This is a genomic window from Pseudoalteromonas sp. S1609 (genome assembly GCF_005887255.1).
Lineage (GTDB): Bacteria > Pseudomonadota > Gammaproteobacteria > Enterobacterales > Alteromonadaceae > Pseudoalteromonas.
This window is the reverse complement of sequence record NZ_PNDJ01000001.1, coordinates 100,578-117,962: the sequence shown is the minus strand read 5'-3', so window position 1 is coordinate 117,962 and position 17,385 is coordinate 100,578. Positions and strand designations below refer to the sequence as shown.

Annotated in this window: 16 protein-coding genes; 13 read left to right on the top strand and 3 right to left on the bottom strand. The window is 39.8% G+C overall.

Annotated features, from left to right (window positions below):
• Positions 1-74: 74 nt before the first annotated feature.
• Positions 75-1,196: an alanine dehydrogenase gene (gene ald, locus CWB76_RS00510; protein ID WP_054200757.1), complete on the bottom strand. Its 1,122-nt coding sequence runs from the start codon at positions 1,194-1,196 to the stop codon at positions 75-77.
• Between the two features lie 139 nt (positions 1,197-1,335).
• Here ald and lrp point away from each other — a divergent pair, with 139 nt between their 5' ends.
• The 6 genes from lrp to serS all read left to right on the top strand — a co-directional run bounded on the left by lrp (position 1,336) and on the right by serS (position 8,150).
• Positions 1,336-1,815, top strand: a complete 480-nt coding sequence (gene lrp, locus CWB76_RS00505; protein ID WP_008110073.1) for a leucine-responsive transcriptional regulator Lrp — start codon at positions 1,336-1,338, stop codon at positions 1,813-1,815.
• A gap of 196 nt (positions 1,816-2,011) precedes the next feature.
• Positions 2,012-4,501, top strand: a complete 2,490-nt coding sequence (locus tag CWB76_RS00500; protein ID WP_138604909.1) for a DNA translocase FtsK — start codon at positions 2,012-2,014, stop codon at positions 4,499-4,501.
• The gene (lolA, locus tag CWB76_RS00495) at positions 4,501-5,127 is read left to right on the top strand and encodes an outer membrane lipoprotein periplasmic chaperone LolA (RefSeq protein ID WP_138604908.1); all 627 of its coding nucleotides are present in this window, start codon (positions 4,501-4,503) and stop codon (positions 5,125-5,127) included. Before CWB76_RS00500 ends, lolA begins: the two co-directional genes overlap by 1 nt.
• Positions 5,120-6,463 carry a replication-associated recombination protein A gene (locus CWB76_RS00490; protein WP_138604907.1) on the top strand — a complete coding sequence of 448 codons (1,344 nt, stop codon included), beginning with the start codon at positions 5,120-5,122 and terminating at the stop codon, positions 6,461-6,463. The genes lolA and CWB76_RS00490 overlap by 8 nt, the downstream gene beginning before the upstream one ends.
• Positions 6,456-6,836, top strand: coding sequence for a fluoride efflux transporter CrcB (gene crcB, locus CWB76_RS00485; protein WP_010389726.1), 381 nt, complete (start codon positions 6,456-6,458; stop codon positions 6,834-6,836). Before CWB76_RS00490 ends, crcB begins: the two co-directional genes overlap by 8 nt.
• A 9-nt stretch (positions 6,837-6,845) precedes the next feature.
• A complete protein-coding gene (serS, locus tag CWB76_RS00480; RefSeq protein WP_138604906.1) occupies positions 6,846-8,150 on the top strand; it encodes a serine--tRNA ligase in 1,305 nt (434 codons plus the stop codon).
• A gap of 201 nt (positions 8,151-8,351) precedes the next feature.
• Here the strand turns inward: serS and CWB76_RS00475 are convergent, their stop codons facing one another.
• Positions 8,352-9,320 (bottom strand): integron integrase, encoded by a 969-nt coding sequence (locus CWB76_RS00475; protein ID WP_138604905.1) that lies wholly within the window; start codon positions 9,318-9,320, stop codon positions 8,352-8,354.
• Between the two features lie 248 nt (positions 9,321-9,568).
• Between CWB76_RS00475 and CWB76_RS00470 the strand changes: the two genes are divergently transcribed.
• From CWB76_RS00470 to CWB76_RS00440, 7 genes are all read left to right on the top strand, one after another.
• On the top strand, positions 9,569-10,111 hold the full coding sequence (locus CWB76_RS00470) for a GNAT family N-acetyltransferase (protein WP_138604904.1): 543 nt from the start codon (positions 9,569-9,571) through the stop codon (positions 10,109-10,111).
• Positions 10,112-10,307: 196 nt separating this feature from the next.
• On the top strand, positions 10,308-10,433 hold the full coding sequence (locus tag CWB76_RS20435) for a hypothetical protein (protein WP_283235050.1): 126 nt from the start codon (positions 10,308-10,310) through the stop codon (positions 10,431-10,433).
• Positions 10,434-10,617: 184 nt separating this feature from the next.
• On the top strand, positions 10,618-11,028 hold the full coding sequence (locus CWB76_RS00460) for a hypothetical protein (protein ID WP_007991288.1): 411 nt from the start codon (positions 10,618-10,620) through the stop codon (positions 11,026-11,028).
• 84 nt (positions 11,029-11,112) lie between these two features.
• Positions 11,113-12,305, top strand: a protein-coding gene (locus CWB76_RS00455; protein ID WP_138604903.1) for an IS3 family transposase whose coding sequence is annotated in 2 segments (ribosomal slippage) — positions 11,113-11,418 and positions 11,421-12,305 — 1,191 coding nt in all. Because the reading frame shifts where the segments join, the coding sequence is not laid out codon by codon here.
• A 200-nt stretch (positions 12,306-12,505) separates the two neighbouring features.
• The gene (locus CWB76_RS00450) at positions 12,506-13,807 is read left to right on the top strand and encodes a S41 family peptidase (protein WP_138604902.1); all 1,302 of its coding nucleotides are present in this window, start codon (positions 12,506-12,508) and stop codon (positions 13,805-13,807) included.
• A gap of 142 nt (positions 13,808-13,949) precedes the next feature.
• Positions 13,950-15,383 carry a P-loop ATPase, Sll1717 family gene (locus CWB76_RS00445; protein ID WP_249363144.1) on the top strand — a complete coding sequence of 478 codons (1,434 nt, stop codon included), beginning with the start codon at positions 13,950-13,952 and terminating at the stop codon, positions 15,381-15,383.
• A 300-nt stretch (positions 15,384-15,683) separates the two neighbouring features.
• Positions 15,684-16,112: an aspartyl protease family protein gene (locus CWB76_RS00440; protein WP_138604901.1), complete on the top strand. Its 429-nt coding sequence runs from the start codon at positions 15,684-15,686 to the stop codon at positions 16,110-16,112.
• Between the two features lie 109 nt (positions 16,113-16,221).
• Here the strand turns inward: CWB76_RS00440 and CWB76_RS00435 are convergent, their stop codons facing one another.
• A complete protein-coding gene (locus CWB76_RS00435; protein WP_249363143.1) occupies positions 16,222-17,334 on the bottom strand; it encodes a response regulator in 1,113 nt (370 codons plus the stop codon).
• Between the last annotated feature and the right edge of the window lie 51 nt (positions 17,335-17,385).

Genomic DNA, 17,385 nt, shown 5'->3' with positions numbered 1-17,385 from the left:
AAAGCAGCTAATTAGCTGCTTTTTTAATGCTTATACCTAAATGATGGCTTAGGTATAAGCGGTAACAATAATAGTTACGCGTTTTCTACTGCAGTGCGTGGGTCAACATATTCCATGTTGAACGCTTCAGCTACTTCTTTGTAAGTTACTTGGCCTTTAAGTACGTTTAAGCCTTTTAAGAAGTGAGCGTCATCTAGTAGAGCCTTTTTGTAACCTTTGTTTGCAAGGTTAATGATGAACGGTAATGTTGCATTATTAAGTGCAAACGTCGATGTACGTGGAACAGCACCAGGCATGTTAGCAACACAGTAGTGAACAACTTCATCAACGATGAAAGTAGGATCAGCGTGCGTAGTTGCTTTAGAGGTTGCAATACAACCACCTTGGTCAATCGCAACATCAACAATAGCAGCACCTGGCTTCATTGCTTTAATGTGTTCAGCAGTCACTAGTTTAGGTGCAGCAGCACCTGGGATAAGCACGCCACCAATTACTAGGTCAGCTTCTAATACGTGCTTTTCAAGCGCATCAGCTGTTGAGTAAATAGCTTTAACTTTGTTACCAAACTGTGCGTCTAGTGCACGTAGTACGTCGATGTTACGGTCAAGTACAACAACCTCAGCACCTAAGCCAACCGCCATTTGTGCAGCGCTACGACCAACCATGCCGCCACCAATAACAACAACTTTAGCTGGCTCAACACCGGGTACACCACCTAGTAACATACCACGACCGTGGTTAGCTTTTTCTAGCGCTTGTGCACCTGCTTGAATAGACATACGGCCAGCAACTTCACTCATTGGCGCTAAAAGTGGTAAACCACCGCGTGAATCAGTTACTGTTTCATAAGCAATACAGATTGCTTTACTTTTAACAAGGTCTTCAGTTTGAGGAAGATCCGGTGCAAGGTGAAGGTAAGTGAAAAGAATTTGGTCTTCACGTAACATTGCACGCTCAACAGCTTGTGGCTCTTTTACCTTGATGATCATTTCTGCTTTTGCAAAAACGTCAGCAGCTGTTTCTAAAATTTCAGCGCCTGCTTGAACATAATCATCATTTGTAAAACCAATGCCCATACCAGCATTCGTTTCAACAATCACTTGGTGGCCGTGATTTACAAGTTCGCGAACACTCGCAGGAACCATACCTACACGGTACTCGTGGTTTTTAATTTCTTTAGGTACACCAATAATCATAATTTTGCCTTGTTAGAACGGGATAAAAATTTTCCACTATTATATTCATGCTAGGGTAGTGTGTCTCACCTTTTTTTAAGCTCTTTGTAGTGTTAGTATCTGTAAAATTAATTTTATTAGAATAAAAAACTAAAAAGCCATGCATAACTTATTAGACCGTATTGATCGCAAAATTTTAGTCGAATTACAACTTGATGGCCGCCTGTCAAATGTTGAACTGGCCCGACGAGTTGGCCTAAGCGCCACGCCCTGTCTAGAGCGAGTGAAAAAGCTTGAACGAGAAGGGTATATTTTAGGCTACAAAGCAGTGGTGGATCCTGCCAAACTTGGTCAAGGGCTTTCTGTGTATGTGGAAGTAACCATTACTAAAACATCGCCCGACGTGTTTGAAGAGTTTAGTGCTGCTGTTAGAAAGCACGAGGAAATTATAGAATGTCATTTGGTTTCTGGTAATTTCGACTTTTTATTAAAAACCCGGGTTAACGATATGTCAGAATACCGAGGGGTACTCGGTGATATATTATTAAAGCTGCCCAATGTGAGTGAAAGTCGTACCTACGTAGTGATGGAAGAAGTAAAAGGTGAAGAAGGCGTTGTTATTCGTCCTTTTGTTGCTTAATGATAAAGTAACAGCCTTTAATATACTTTTATCGTTGCAGCCAACTTTGCTTTTTTAATGAGTGTACGACTAAATAATAAAAACTTGTTCATAATCAGGCCATCATGGTTAAGATAAAGTGCATCAAAATACATTTCCTGCTAAGGTATTCTATTGCCAAGTGAGTGTAAAAAATAATAATGAGGGATAGGTAATTATGCGCCTAAACGGTGTACAAAGACTATTAGAAACGGGGCTGATCGTCAGCACCTTTGCAGCGGTATTTATTTTATGTGCTTTAATTAGTTTTCATCCTGCCGATCCTGCTTGGTCGCAAACGGGTGAGTTTACCAATGTACAAAATATCACAGGTACGGCGGGCGCGTGGGTGGCCGACATTTTACTTCTTACCTTTGGTTGGCTTGCCTATTTTGTGCCAGCGGCTATTCAACTGCTTGGCTATTTAGTGTTTAAGCAGCCACACCGTATTTTGCAACTCGATTACACCACACTTGGATTACGTATTATTGGCTTTGCGCTGTTTATTACCTCAGCCACCGCTATCAGCAGTATTAATTTTGACGATATTTATAATTTTTCATCCGGTGGGGTAGTGGGCGATGTGATTGCATCGGCGATGATGCCTGCGTTTAATTTTACCGGTACCTCTATTTTACTGCTGTGTTTCTTTTTTGCAGGATTAACCCTATTAACGGGTGTGTCGTGGGTACAATTTGTTGATTACTTGGGTGATTTAATTGTTAGGTTATACCGCTTTTTGGTTACCTATGCTCGCGGTTGGATGCAACGCGAACGCATTGCAGGTAAAGTTCAAGACGAGCAACCCGATGCCTATTTTGAAGACGACACACGCCAACAAGAACCTGAATTTGCTAGTAAAACAGCAGACAAACCCAAAGCAATCGATAAACCCGCAACTAAGGTTAATGCCCCTCAAGACGACGAATTTATGCCGTTTGACGAGCTTGACCAAATACTCGATCAAGAAATTAGCTTTAGCGCCATAGACGATGAACCTATGGACACTGAAGCGGCGCTTAATGCGCTGGACCAAAGCCCAGTGGTTGAATCTGAAAAACCAGCCACAACAGTGGTTTCACCAGCAAGGCCAATTAACAAGCCAAAATCAGGGTTTCAACCGCCGCCAACTGCCAAAGAGAAGTTTGAGCAATTATTAGAGCAAGAGCCACCTCCGGGGCCATTGCCATCACTGGATTTACTCGACAGACCAGACAAAGCTAAAAACCCAATTTCGCAAGAAGAGCTTGATAGTGTATCGCGCCTTGTAGAAACAAAATTACTCGATTTTAACGTGCAAGCTACCGTGGTTGGAGTTTACCCCGGGCCCGTTGTTACTCGTTTTGAGCTTGATTTAGCACCGGGTATTAAGGTGTCTAAAATTACTGGGCTGTCAAAAGATTTAGCGCGCTCGCTATCGGCAATTAGTGTGCGCGTGGTTGAAGTTATTCCGGGTAAAACCTATATCGGTATTGAGCTGCCTAATAAATACCGTGAAATTGTACGTTTGTCAGAAGTGATAAACGCACCTAAGTTTGAGCAAAACCCATCGCCGTTAACCATGGTGCTAGGTAAAGACATTGCAGGGCAACCTGTGTGTGCCGACTTAGGTAAAATGCCACATTTATTAGTGGCCGGTACAACGGGTTCAGGTAAGTCAGTGGGCGTTAATGTAATGATATTAAGCTTACTGTATAAATCGGGCCCTGAAGATGTTCGTATGATCATGATTGACCCGAAAATGCTTGAACTTTCAGTATACGAAGGCATTCCGCATTTATTATGTGAGGTTGTGACCGACATGAAAGAAGCGGCCAACGCACTGCGCTGGTGTGTGGGTGAAATGGAACGCCGCTATAAGCTGATGTCGGCTTTAGGTGTGCGTAACTTAAAAGGGTACAACCAAAAAGTAATGGAAGCCAAAGAAGCGGGCTACCCAATAATGGATCCATTATTTAAAGACACCGATGGCATGAAAGAGGGCCCAGATGAGCTAGATAAGTTACCTAGCATTGTGGTGGTTATTGACGAATTTGCCGACATGATGATGATTGTTGGTAAAAAAGTTGAAGAATTAATTGCTCGTATTGCGCAAAAAGCGCGTGCTGCGGGTATTCATTTAATTTTAGCAACGCAGCGTCCGTCGGTTGATGTAATAACCGGTTTAATTAAAGCGAATATACCTACACGGATGGCGTTTCAGGTATCAAGTAAAATAGATTCGCGCACCATACTTGATCAACAAGGCGCAGAAAACTTATTAGGCATGGGTGACATGCTTTATTTACCGCCAGGCACCAGTGTGCCAGAGCGTGTGCATGGCGCGTTTGTAGACGACCATGAAGTACATGCCGTGGTAAACGATTGGAAAGCCCGCGCTAAACCAAATTACATAGACGAAATTTTAAATGGCGATGCCACTGAAGATATTTTATTACCAGGTGAAGCCAGCGAAAATGGCGATGAAGAGTCAGATCCGTTATACGACGAAGCGGTTGCCTTTGTAATAGAAACCGGCAAAGTCTCGGTATCATCAGTGCAACGTAAATTACGTGTAGGCTATAACCGTGCTGCACGTTTAGTAGAACAAATGGAAACATCAGGTATCGTGAGTGCACCAGGACATAACGGCGCACGCGATGTATTAGTACCTAATGGAGCAAATTAATGAAAAAAATAAGTAGTTTATTATTAGTATTGGGCAGTTTAGTGGCTATGCCCAGCTTTGCTGACGACAGCCAAGCATTACAAGATAAGTTATCAACGTTAAAAAGCTTTAAAGCACAATTTAAACAAAACGTAACCGACGGTGAAGGCCAACTGGTAATGCAAGGCCAAGGTAATATTGCGCTGCAACAGCCATTGATGATTCGCTGGCAGCAAACTAACCCAGACGACACGTTATTTGTGTCAAACGGCGATAAAACCTATTACTTTGATAGCTTTGCTGAGCAAGTAACCATCATGAAAACCAGCGGTTTAATTGACTCTACACCGTTTATATTGCTCACCTCTAAAGACCCTGCGCAATGGGAAAAATACAGCGTGCTCGCTACTAACTTAGGCTTTAGCATTACCCCAAATAAAGGCGTAGAAAGCCAAGTAGAGCAGCTTGATATTACTTTTGCTGATAACGAACAGGGGCTTGCAAAACTGGTGGTTAAAGATAACTCAGGCCAGCTATCTGCGTTTACATTTAGCAATGCACAGGTTAATACTGAGCTTGATAAAACAACTTTTGAATTTACCCCGCCAGCGGGTGTAGAAATAGACGATCAGAGTAACGGTGAGTAATTTAGGTTTTAACTTTGGGCCCGATGTACGCCCACTCGCTGCGCGTATGCGCCCTTTATCGCTTAACGATTACATAGGGCAACAGCATTTACTAAGTAGCGACAAACCGCTGCATCAAGCCATTGTTGCAGGGCGTTGTCATAGTTTAATTTTATGGGGCCCGCCGGGGGTAGGTAAAACTACGCTAGCGCAAATTATTGCTAACCATGCCGATGCTGAACTAATTCAAATGTCGGCTGTAACGGCGGGCGTAAAAGATATTCGCGATAGCGTAACCCAAGCGCGCGATAACTTACAAAGCCGCGGCCAGCGTACTTTAATGTTTGTTGATGAAGTACACCGCTTTAATAAATCTCAGCAAGACGCCTTTTTACCCCACATTGAAGATGGCACTTTTATATTTGTAGGCGCCACCACCGAAAACCCCTCTTTTGCACTTAACAATGCGATTTTGTCTCGTGCAAGGGTGTATGTTTTAAAATCCTTGCAGGAAAGCGATTTATACACAGTAATAGAGCGTGCACTTAAACAAGATGAGCAATTAAGCCAAAAACACATCGTGATTGCAGATAACGCCAAACAGGCGCTATGCCAAGCAAGTGGTGGCGATGCTCGTAAAGTGCTTAATTTACTCGAGCAAGCAGTCGATTTAACCACTGAGCAAAACGGCCAATTTCATGTTGACGAACAGGTACTCAGCCAAGTACTCCCTACGCATTTAGCCAAATACGATAAAGGCGGCGATGAATTTTACGATTTAATTTCGGCGTTTCATAAATCAGTGCGAGGCAGTTCGCCCGATGGCGCGCTTTATTGGTACTGCAGAATATTAGCCGGTGGCGGCGACCCGCTGTATGTTGCAAGGCGCTTATTAGCGATTGCCACCGAAGACATTGGCAATGCCGATCCGCGGGCTATGGAAGTGGCTTTAAACGCATGGGATATATTCCAACGAGTTGGCCCCAGTGAAGGTGAGCGTGCAATTGCACAGGCCACCTTATACTTGGCTAGTGCGCCTAAAAGCAATGCGGTTTATATGGCGTTTAACCAAGCTAAAGACGATGCTAAAAATCAGCCAAGCTACCCGGTGCCAGAGCATTTACGCAATGCCCCCACTAATTTAATGAAAGATTTAGGGTACGGCGCAGAGTATCGATATGCGCATAACGAAGAAGGCGCATTTGCTGCTGGCGAAAAATACCTACCGCCAGAAATGGATGGCAAACAATACTACCAGCCAAGTGATCGTGGACTTGAGCAAAAAATTAAACAAAAGCTCGATTATTTAAAAGAGCGCGACGCACAAAGCCCAGTAAAACGTTATGAGCATGATTAAACTTTACATGATGATCGCCCTTGGCGGAGCCTCAGGAGCTTGTTTACGGTTTTTTATTAGCGAAACCATGCTAAAACTCCTCGGTAGGGGATTCCCTTTTGGTACGTTGACGGTTAATATTCTGGGTTCATTGTTGATGGGCATTTTGTACGGTTTAATCGATAAGCAGGTTATTGCCGTTAGTCCCGCTAAAACCCTCATCGGAATTGGCTTTTTAGGTGCGTTAACCACCTTTTCAACATTCTCAATGGATTCGTTGTTGTTATTACAACAAGGTCACTTTATTAAAATGGCCCTCAATATCATCTTAAACGTGATGGTGTGTATTTTTATGGCTTGGCTGGGCCTTCAGCTAGTAATGCAAAAAGGTTAAAAAACTAACATGTTAGATTCTAAATATTTACGTCAAGATGTCGAACAAACTGCAGCACGTTTAGCCGCACGTGGTTATGAACTAGATGTAGCGGTAGTGACTGAACTTGAAGAAAAACGCAAAACATTACAAGTAAAAACGCAAGAACTTCAAAGTCAACGTAACGCCAGTGCGAAAGCCATTGGTCAAGCAAAAGCAAAAGGCGAAGACGCACAGCCATTGCTAGACGCAGTTGCTAACTTAGGCAGCGAATTAGATGCGGCTAAAGCTGAGCAAGATGAAGTGTTAGAAGCAATTAAACAAATTGCCTTAGCAATTCCAAACTTACCTGACGAGTCGGTACCAGAAGGCGCTGACGAAGACGACAATGTAGAAATTTTAACGTGGGGCACCCCTAAAAATTACGATTTTGAAGTTAAAGACCATGTTGATGTAGGGCAAGACCTAAACGGCTTAGACTTTGAAATGGGCGTTAAAATTAGTGGCGCACGTTTTACCGTAATGCGCGGCCAAGTAGCACGTATGCACCGAGCACTTACCCAATACATGCTAGATACCCACACAGACACAAACGGCTACACAGAAATGTATGTACCGTACTTAGTTAATAGTGCAAGTCTTTACGGCACCAGCCAATTACCTAAGTTTGCGGGTGATTTATTCCACACATTAGGCCTAGTGAACGATGATGGCGAGCAGCAAGCTGGCTTTAGCCTTATTCCTACGGCAGAAGTACCGCTTACAAACAGCGCACGTGATGAAATTTACGAAGAAAGCGATTTACCAATTCGCTTAACAGCGCACACGCCATGTTTTAGAAGTGAAGCAGGCAGCTACGGTCGCGATACACGCGGTTTAATCCGTCAGCACCAGTTTGATAAAGTTGAACTAGTTCAGCTTGTAAAACCAGAAGATTCAATGCAAGCGCTTGAAGAGCTAACAGGCCATGCAGAGCAAATTTTACAAGCGCTTGAATTGCCATACCGTAAAGTGATTTTATGTATGGGCGATATGGGCTTCGGCGCAGCTAAAACCTACGATTTAGAAGTATGGTTACCAGCGCAAGACACGTACCGCGAAATTTCGTCTTGTTCAAACATGGTTGATTTCCAAGCACGCCGTATGCAAGCACGTTTTCGTCGTGAAGGCGCTAAAAAACCAGAGCTTTTACACACACTAAACGGCTCGGGTTTAGCGGTAGGGCGTACACTTGTAGCCATACTAGAAAACTACCAACAAGCCGACGGCTCAGTAGTAGTACCAGAAGTATTACGCCCATACATGGGTGGACTTGAAGTGATTGGTAAAGCTTAAGGTACTAGCTGTCATTTTTTAGCTATAAGCTTTAAGAAAGAAAGCCGCTGTTTTAACGAACAGCGGTTTTTTTGTTGACCAGGGTTCAGTTAGCAAGTTAGCGAGCTGTGAGATTAAAGTTTCTGCTCACCTGTAGATACAAGGGCGTGCTTTAGCGCGTTTATTTTTGATAAGGACCAATTTGTACTTTTCTAACCAGCTTTATAACCTAGAAAAAGGACTAATTACGCCATTAGCACCTTGTTGTAAAACATGCGTATAAATTTGTGTTGTTTTAACGTCCGAGTGACCCAACTGAGATTGTACGGTCCTTATGTCAGCTCCGCTTTGTAGTAAGTGAGTTGCAAAGGAGTGGCGTAAAGTATGTGGCGTGATAAGTTTGGTTAACTTTGCCATTCTTACAGCCTTTTTAATCGCCTTGCGAACGCCTGTTTGGTGAAAATGGTGCCGTCTTATTTCTCCAGTTTCAGGATCGGTACTTAATTGATGAGACGGAAATAAATATTGCCAGCCTAAAGACGTATTAGCAGCTGGATATTTCTTTGCAAGTGCATGAGGCATCCAAACGCCAGCATATTGCTCATTGTGTGAGTCTAATTGTAAGTATTCATCAACCTGTGCGATCTGATTTCTAAGTAAAGGGATTAACTCAGTGGCAAGCGTCACAATCCTGTTTTTATTGCCTTTACCATTCCATATTCGAATACTCTTATAATCAAAGTCAATATCTTGAACCCTTAGCTGAACAGCCTCCATCACTCTTAGTCCACTACCGTACATTAGCCCAGCAATAAGATAGTAACGTTTACTTAAATGCGACATGAGCACTTTAACTTCTTCTGGCGTCATCACTATGGGTAACTTGGGCTGACGCTTGCTTCTGATAAAAGTTAAGTCTAAACATAACTCGTTTTTAATAATGTGTTTATATAAAAAAACTAATGCATTTAAAGCAGTGGCTTGAGTTTTAGGCGCTACGTTTTTTGTTAACACAAGGTAGTCCAAATAGCTGACAACTTCGTTATTTCCCATTGAAGCAGGATGTCTTTTTTTATGAAAATGAATATAAGAAGCAATCCACTTTAAATAGGTATTAATGGTCCTAAGTGAGTATTGTCTAACTAACATATAGTCAGAAATGTAATTCAAAAATGGTGATTGTGTTTTCATAAATACCCTAAAACTATAACTGTATATATATACAGTTATAGTTTGGATGCCCCTATAGTCAAGAAATCGACCCGATGGGTTGTTTTTGTCGGTTCCTAGTAAAATGTTAATTAGTTATATATTTGATATAGAATAATAAAAGATATTTTGTTATTAATATAGATAAGATACTACAGATCCAATGTTGGGTAAAAAACGACCCTTAGGGTCGATATTAAATTGTTACGTGAAATAGAGAGTGGTCGCAATTGATTGAAACTAGTAGAACATTTATTAAAGTATTAGAAGAATCTGAAGCTGACCTCTTACTTGAGTACTACTTCGAGAATTGGGAGCACTTAGATAAGTGGCAGCCAAAAAGGGAGCAGGGTTATTTCACTGTTCAAAATTTTAGAAAGCAGCTAAAAGTAGCTCAAGATGAATTTAAAGCTGGAAATTCTTTTCAGTTTTCGGCCATTTGTAAAGAAACCTCTAAAGTCGTAGGTGTAAGTAATTTCACGGGTTTAGCTAGAGGACCATTCTTGGCTTGCTTCTTAGGCTATTCGATTGCTAAAGCCAGTGAGGGAAAAGGCCTAATGAAGGAAATACTTAATAGTACAATTGAGCATATGTTCTCTGTCGAAGGGCTAAATAGAGTTATGGCTACTTACATGCCCGCAAATGAACGAAGTGGCAACCTGTTAGATTCGTTAGGTTTTGAGAAAGAAGGTCTTGCAAGAAAATACCTGCGAATTAACGATAAATGGGAAGACCATGTCCTCACTTCAAAAATTAACGAGGAACTCACGTAACAAAACGCTGTAGCAATACAGCCTTAAATACACCGCTTTGCGGCAGGCTGTGGACTCGCATCCGCTCGCCGCTAAGCTTTGCGTTATGTGTACAAGGACAATTGAGCATTGGAAAACACTCCAGAATATCCTATTTATTTGCATCGTTTATGAGGACGAAACAGAAAATGTTGTGTTAGCTAACGCAATGGAGGTTATGACTCACCTCGAATGGTTTGACTCTGATGATCCTGAATCTTGTGCTCAAGTAACAGATGCAAAAAATAAAGCTGTTAGCCTTAAAGTTGAAGCTCTGGAAATTATAGAGCTAAAGTACACATAACAAGGCAAATTAAAAAGGGCGGACAAAAACCAGTTGGCTTTGTTCGTGCCTCACAAACTATAGCCAACTAATTTTTGCCGTTTATTTGCGGCGTTATATGCCTAAAATAGGCATTAGTATAATATCTAACATGGTGCACCTTTTGCATTAATATCAAATATCTATTAATACATGAGGAATTAATATGAATATTTTAAATGTAGGGCAAAACTATTCCATTACGACAGCAGCTAGCGGCAATAAAATGCCGACTGAATCTATTGCTGTAGAAAAAAACATAAACCAAAATAATTCACAACCTACAAAGATTGATATGAGAAACATATCAATTGATGAAATTAATACATTAATTAAATCAGGGGAAAGTGCTTTACTTGATGTAGTGCCATTTATACCATTAAATGTACTTGAACAATATAATAATGATCCCGAAAAAATAGGTAAAATCAAAGTAGACTTAATTGGGCAAGTTGAAAAATCTATAGATTTTAAAAAAAGCATTGGTGAGAATACTGACTTTTTATCAGGTGTTTTAAGTAAATTTAAAGATCTTGACGGTAAACAGTTAAATGGGAAGGTTGATATCTTAGCATAATACGGCATATAACAAGACCTTCAAACGGACAATGCTCCTCACCCGTTTTAGTGGACACCTCCTCATCACTTTGAGGAGGCTAAAATGCCTAGATATACCCAACCTAGAAAGACATGGTTTTACCCAGTTAATTTTAAAATCAAAGCAGTCGAACTAAGCTTACGAGACGATGTCATGTCAAAGGACGTTGCTGAGGCGCTAGATATTCATCCGTTAATGCTTAGTCGTTGGCGAAAAGAGTATCGAGAAGGTAAGTTTAAAAACGTACCGCGCTATCAAAGCAACAATGAAACAATGAGTAAATTCCCAACAAAAAAAGAGCTGGATAACATTCAAAAGCTTAAGAAAGAAAATGAGCGTCTTAAGCAGGAGAATGACCTGCTAAAAAAGTGGCAACGGTATCTGGCGGAAGTACATCAGAACGATTTGGATTCATCCAAAAATTCGGACAAGCCTTAGGTGTAAAATACTTGTGTTCTTGGCTTAATGTTTCGCGTAGTGGGTTTTATGCTTGGCGTGACAGAACAGTGTCAGCTAGAGCGCTGTCAGATGCTAATATGTTGTTGAAGATAAAGCACGTTTTCAATGTAAATCATCAAACCTATGGTAGCCCACGCGTATTTCATGCGCTAAAAAAAGAAGGTATAAACACAAGCCAAAAACGTGTTGCCCGCTTAATGCGAGAAAACGGTTTAAGAGCCAGAGCCCTTAAGACTTACAGCAAACCGGCGAAGGTGAAGTTCTTTTATAAAGAGATAGAAAACAAACGCAAAGATAGTGAAAAGGCCACGGGGATCAATCAGCAATGGTCTGGCGATATTACGTATTTAAAAGTCGGCGCTCGTTGGCATTACCTTGCTGTGGTTATCGACTTATATTCACGTCGAGTAATCGGCTGGGCGTTTGGTAAAAACAAAACAACAGACCTTACGTTAAAGGCGCTAAGGCTTGCGATAAAGAAACGACAGCCAACAGAGAGTGTATTATTTCACACTGACCGAGGCGCAGAATACCGTGCTCACGTTGTACAAAAGTATTTGGCTAGCAAAAACATCAAAGCCAGTATGAATAGGCCTGGGTGCTGTACTGACAACGCAGAAGTCGAGTCGTTCTTTCATTCGCTTAAAGCAGATTTAATTCGAGGAAATAAATTTGAGAGCAGCGGTAAACTATTATCAAAATTAAAGGTTTACCTAAATTATTTTTACAATAGACAGAGATTGCATTCGAGTTTAGGATATAAATCACCTGCCGAGTTTGAATTGGCAGTTAATTGAAGCGTGGACGGTGTCCACTTTATCGGGTGAAGATCAACTAAAACAGTGGGTTAGGTTTCGCTTCGCTACACATTATAACCCACAATTTTAGTCCGCTTAGCGCGGCGTTAGCAATTTAATTTGGCATGTAGAAAATCTTTTAACCCCTTTTGGTGTGTTCGGACGTTATTAAAAAACAATAATAAAATTTCAGGAAGAATATGAATAATAAAACACTAAAATCCCTCGCCATTGGCTCATTAGTTTTATGTAATTCTGTTGCTGCGGCAGATTGTCGTGATGCGTCAGAAATTATTGCTAAGAAACTTGAAGATAATTACGTAATTCAAAATACGGCAACAAAGCTATCTAAGTTAATGCGCTCCAAGCTATTTCTCTCTGATTGTAGTCGCCTAGAATCAGCTGAAGATATAGCTGATTTTATGACTTTAGAATTAAACAAAATTGCTAATGATAAACACCTCTCTGTCGTTTATGACCCACAATGGGTAAATGAACTGAAAACATACCGTTCATCAGCACAAACTAAAGCGTTTTCGGATAGTCGAGCCATGGAGACTCCGACAGATAACTATGGTTTTAAAAAAGTTGAAATGCTTGATGGAAATATTGGTTACCTCGACATAAGAATGTTCTCTGACAGTCATTTAGGTGGTGAGACGCTTGAAAATGCGATGAAATTTTTACAGTATGCCGATGGTATCATTATTGATTTAAGGAGCAATTTTGGTGGTAGCCCATTTATGGTAACTTCCTTAGCAAGTTACTTTTTTGACTTAGATACCGTCCATTTATCAACCTTTGAACAACGTGAAAACGGTGTGTTAACTCAAACGCAAAATTGGACGTCGCCATATGTACCGGGTCCTAGGTTTAAAGATACTCCACTCTATATTCTCACCAGCAGAAATTCTGCATCCGCTGCAGAAGGTTTTAGCTATGCTATGCAAAGTTTGACTAGAGCAACCATCGTTGGAGAGGTAACTGCTGGTGCCGCTCATGGTAGAAGTGCAGAAATAGTCAATAACGATTATATTCTCACTTTACCATCTACACGACCTGTTGACCCTCGAACAAAAGATAATTGGGAAAGGAAAGGTGTAAAACCAAATATTGAAACAAGCAGTGGCAATGCGCTAAATGTTGCTTATGCAGAGGTGCTTAACGTCTTAATCAATAATAAGAGTAGCAACTTTAGTTTGCATCAATGGGTCTATCCGCTTGTAAAAGCTAAATCGAATCAATACCAGCCTAGCCAGAAAGATATCGACATAATTATAGGCACATATGGTGAGCGAAAAGTTTTTCAAGAAAATGGCAAACTTTTTTATCAATATTTAGATGACCCAGCTTTTGAAATAGAGCTACTTGATAAGGAAACTATTATTTTTAAAGCGTTTACTGAAGCACGGTTGCAAGCAATATATAAAGATAAAGAAGCTGTAGCATTGAGAATGTTCTCTCTAGGGGAGGATGCAAGAGAGTTTCACAGAACGATGTAAAAATTGCTAACAAGTTGCTTAAACGGACAAAAAACAGTTGGCTTTTGCTCGTTCCTCGCTAATTTTAGCCAACTATTTTATTGCCGCTTAGCAAAGCGTTAGCACTCTATCAAAATTTGGTCGTATATAAATTGGAATAATTATGACAATAGAATTATTAGAAGAAATAGAAGATTGGAAACTTGAAGCAAAACTTGAAAATAGTCATAGATATTTCTATTACACCAAAATTGTTGATCGTTTGAGTAAAGGAAAAAAATCTTATGTCATTGGACGAAAAGGAACGGGTAAAACAGCAATAAGTGAGTATTTATCCGAAATTTCTGATTTTGATGTTTTCGCGCAAAAACTAACATTTAAAAATTTTCCATTTAATTCGCTATATGAAATTACTGACTCTGGCTATACGAGTCCGAATCAGTACATAACTCTATGGAAGTACTTAATTTATTCAACCATTTGTAAATTACTCTCAACAAACGAAAACTTAGATTTGGAGTCTAAAGAAAAATTAAGCTCTTTATTTGATCATGATTTAGAAAGTGCTCTACCGTCAGCGATATCAAAATGGACAGGGTTTAAATTCGATTTAAAGGTATTAGGAACAGGTTTTGGGGTTGGTGGAAATAAAGAAAAAAAAGATGATGCCCCCTTAGATATTAGTAAAAGAGTAGAGATTCTTGAAAAATTCATTAAAACAAAAATTGGTGATGAAAAATATTTAATATTATTTGATGAGCTAGATGAGGACTACAAAGATATGCTAGTTGCTGAAAGCCATAAAAAATATACCGAACTTCTCACTAGTTTATTTAAAGCAGTACAAGATGTCCGCTCTATCTTTAGACATAGCAATGTCTTTCCAATCGTTTTCTTACGTGATGATATTTACGATATATTACAAGACCCTGACAAAGGTAAATGGACTGATTATAAAATTGATCTAGATTGGAATGCTGGGAGTTTAAAGAATTTATTAGCATTTAGGATCAGTCGTGCTCTGGACGAAGACTCTGAAGGTTTAGAGTTTTCTCAAGCTTGGGGACAAGTATTTGAAGGTGGTCGAATTAAGTATGGAAATAGAGATCAAAAATCTGCCTCTGTCTTTGAATATATAACACGGCAAACACAAAACAGGCCTCGAGACTATGTTAGGTATTTACAAATTTGTGCAGAATTAGCAATTGAAAAAAATAAAGGCAAAGCTAACCCAGATATTGTAAAGCTATCAAGTAAAGGTTTCTCTAATTATCTCAGAACTGAAATGGAAGATGAAATCCATGGTGCAATCCCAGAAATCAAGTTAATTCTAAATTTGTTTACCAAATCTAGAAAACAAACCATGTGGCCTAACGAGTTTAAAGAATTATATTTCAAGGAAGTAAAGTCAGGAAATATCCCTAAAAGGGATCCTCAGTTTATTTTAGAAATGCTATTTATGTTTAGTGTAATAGGAAATGCACCTAGACAATCTAGTCATTTCATTTTCAGGTATAACAATAAAGAGTCCAGACTTAACATGAACGAGCGGATATGTATTCATAGAGGCTTGTTCAGGGCACTACAGATACTATAAAAGAGTACCAAAGGGGTCAAATCTTGACTTCAGACATCAGAGCTTGAATTCTTCAAAGCGGCTTGATTTAAGCCGTTATTTTCCTCTAAAAGCGCAGCGCCTGTTATCCTCTTTGTGAATTAATATTGCTTTGCCAATATAAGTTTTGTGCGTTTTTGGGGGTTATTTTTAGCATATTATAATTACGATATAGGCGTTGGTGAAAAGCCATTTGTTTACTTATTTATAAGGTGGGTTGTTTCATAAGTGTTTGTAATATAGTGTCTGATAATTAACCTAAATATAGAATAAGGAACATTCATGGAATTAGTCAAAACCATAAGTTTGAAATTTGAAGTAACAGAAACTGGTCATCAAATTATTCAGGCTGAGATCAACGGACATAAAGTAAATTTAATTTTAGATACAGCGGCGGGTGCATCTGTTTTAGATAGGGCATGTATTAAAAAGCTTGGAATACAAGAGAAACTAAGTGAAGAAAATGCCGCAGGCTTAGGTACAGCCGACCACGAAATGGGCTTAATAGACGTTTTAAAATTTGAATTAGCAGGGCAGTTGTATGAAAATACAGAGTTTGTTTCACTTAACCTAGACCATGTTCAGGTAGCTGGTGGTGACAAAATAATACATGGGTTATTAGGCTCTCCATTTTTTAGAAAATACCAAGCAGTGTTAGATTTTGGTACTGATACACTGACAACAAGAGAGCCGTTAGCAGGTGGTGAGTAATTAAAGCCACTTATCCGACCTACGTCTAAAGGTAGGTTGGTTAAGCCGAAGGCGCCACCCAACAGAGTTCTATGGTTCTGTCGAGCTTGGTCTATACATTGTACTTATATTATTCAACTGCTTTTAAGCGTTTTGTTATGGCTTGTAATTTTTCTTCTAGTGTAAAAGACAGGACTAAGGTTTCCTCAACAATTTCTTTCGTTTCGTCAACTAAACCGACTAGCTCCGACTCTTGCTCTTCATCTAAACCTAGAGTGATCATTTTTGATTGTATAGCTTGAGATAAGTCATTAACGAGTATTTTTACTTGCTTATCTTGCTCTGAGCATAGTTTTTTTATGGTACTAAAATCATCAGCGAGTTGGCTTTTGAGGGTGTTTAAAGCTTGTTGACGTATCGTCGCTTTTTCTAATTGCTGCTCAATAAATTCCATTCGGCTTTCTATAATAGTAAGTAAAATAGCAAAATTATCTCGAAGCCGTCCAAGTAAGCCTTCGTCTTTTGCATTTATTCCTTTTACAAGTATTGAGCAAGCAGGCGCGTTAAATAATAGGTTAGAGCTAAATGGCACTATTCGTTTTGCTCTTCTGCCTAGTTCAAGAATTTCTTTTTCCAGTTCAGAAATAGTTTGTTTTGGAAATTGGTGATATTGGTTTGCTACCCTAAACTCTACACAGCAGCTAGCGCCTGCATTGGTAAAGTACTGCTGTACGTTAGCAAATAATGCATCTAAATCGGTTACGTCAAGGTTGTCAGTAAAGAACGAGACTAACTCTCCGAGTTCACTTGCTTGTTGCATTGACGTAAAAGCAGTTGTAGAGGCAACATCGTACATTTCTTTTAGATTATTTCGCTCTGTAATACGCAGTTCAACACGCTTTAATTTTTCGTTAAGTTCCTTAAAGTCTACTGGCTTGGCAATATAATCATCGCCGCCATACCCATATGCTGTGAGTTTGTCTTCACTTGATGTTAAAGCGGATATAAATATAATTTCGCAATCATCGTATTCACCGGATTGAGTTATTTGTTCAACTAAATCATAACCAGTAAGGCCATTACTAAGTAAAATATCCATTAAGACGACTTGTGGCTGGTGCTGTTCCATTAGTGCTAATATTGGCTCGGTTCCATCAGATGAAGCAATATCGTGTTGCTTAGAAAGCGCAATTTCCATGATGTTTCTATTTTGAGGGTTATCGTCAACGGACAATATTTTCACTTTGACTCCTTAATTTAGTTATTGTCGTCCTATCTTAAATGATATTAGTCA

Bases quoted from the DNA above. Each gene is read 5' to 3' on its own strand.
- CWB76_RS20435 (WP_283235050.1), top strand. From the start codon at position 10,308: ATGACTCACCTCGAATGGTTTGACTCTGATGATCCTGAATCTTGTGCT.
- CWB76_RS00440 (WP_138604901.1), top strand. From the start codon at position 15,684: ATGGAATTAGTCAAAACCATAAGTTTGAAATTTGAAGTAACAGAAACT.
- CWB76_RS00445 (WP_249363144.1), top strand. From the start codon at position 13,950: ATGACAATAGAATTATTAGAAGAAATAGAAGATTGGAAACTTGAAGCA.
- crcB (WP_010389726.1), top strand. From the start codon at position 6,456: ATGATTAAACTTTACATGATGATCGCCCTTGGCGGAGCCTCAGGAGCT.
- ald (WP_054200757.1), bottom strand. From the start codon at position 1,196: ATGATTATTGGTGTACCTAAAGAAATTAAAAACCACGAGTACCGTGTA.
- serS (WP_138604906.1), top strand. From the start codon at position 6,846: ATGTTAGATTCTAAATATTTACGTCAAGATGTCGAACAAACTGCAGCA.
- CWB76_RS00500 (WP_138604909.1), top strand. From the start codon at position 2,012: ATGCGCCTAAACGGTGTACAAAGACTATTAGAAACGGGGCTGATCGTC.
- CWB76_RS00450 (WP_138604902.1), top strand. From the start codon at position 12,506: ATGAATAATAAAACACTAAAATCCCTCGCCATTGGCTCATTAGTTTTA.
- lrp (WP_008110073.1), top strand. From the start codon at position 1,336: ATGCATAACTTATTAGACCGTATTGATCGCAAAATTTTAGTCGAATTA.
- lolA (WP_138604908.1), top strand. From the start codon at position 4,501: ATGAAAAAAATAAGTAGTTTATTATTAGTATTGGGCAGTTTAGTGGCT.
- CWB76_RS00460 (WP_007991288.1), top strand. From the start codon at position 10,618: ATGAATATTTTAAATGTAGGGCAAAACTATTCCATTACGACAGCAGCT.
- CWB76_RS00475 (WP_138604905.1), bottom strand. From the start codon at position 9,320: ATGAAAACACAATCACCATTTTTGAATTACATTTCTGACTATATGTTA.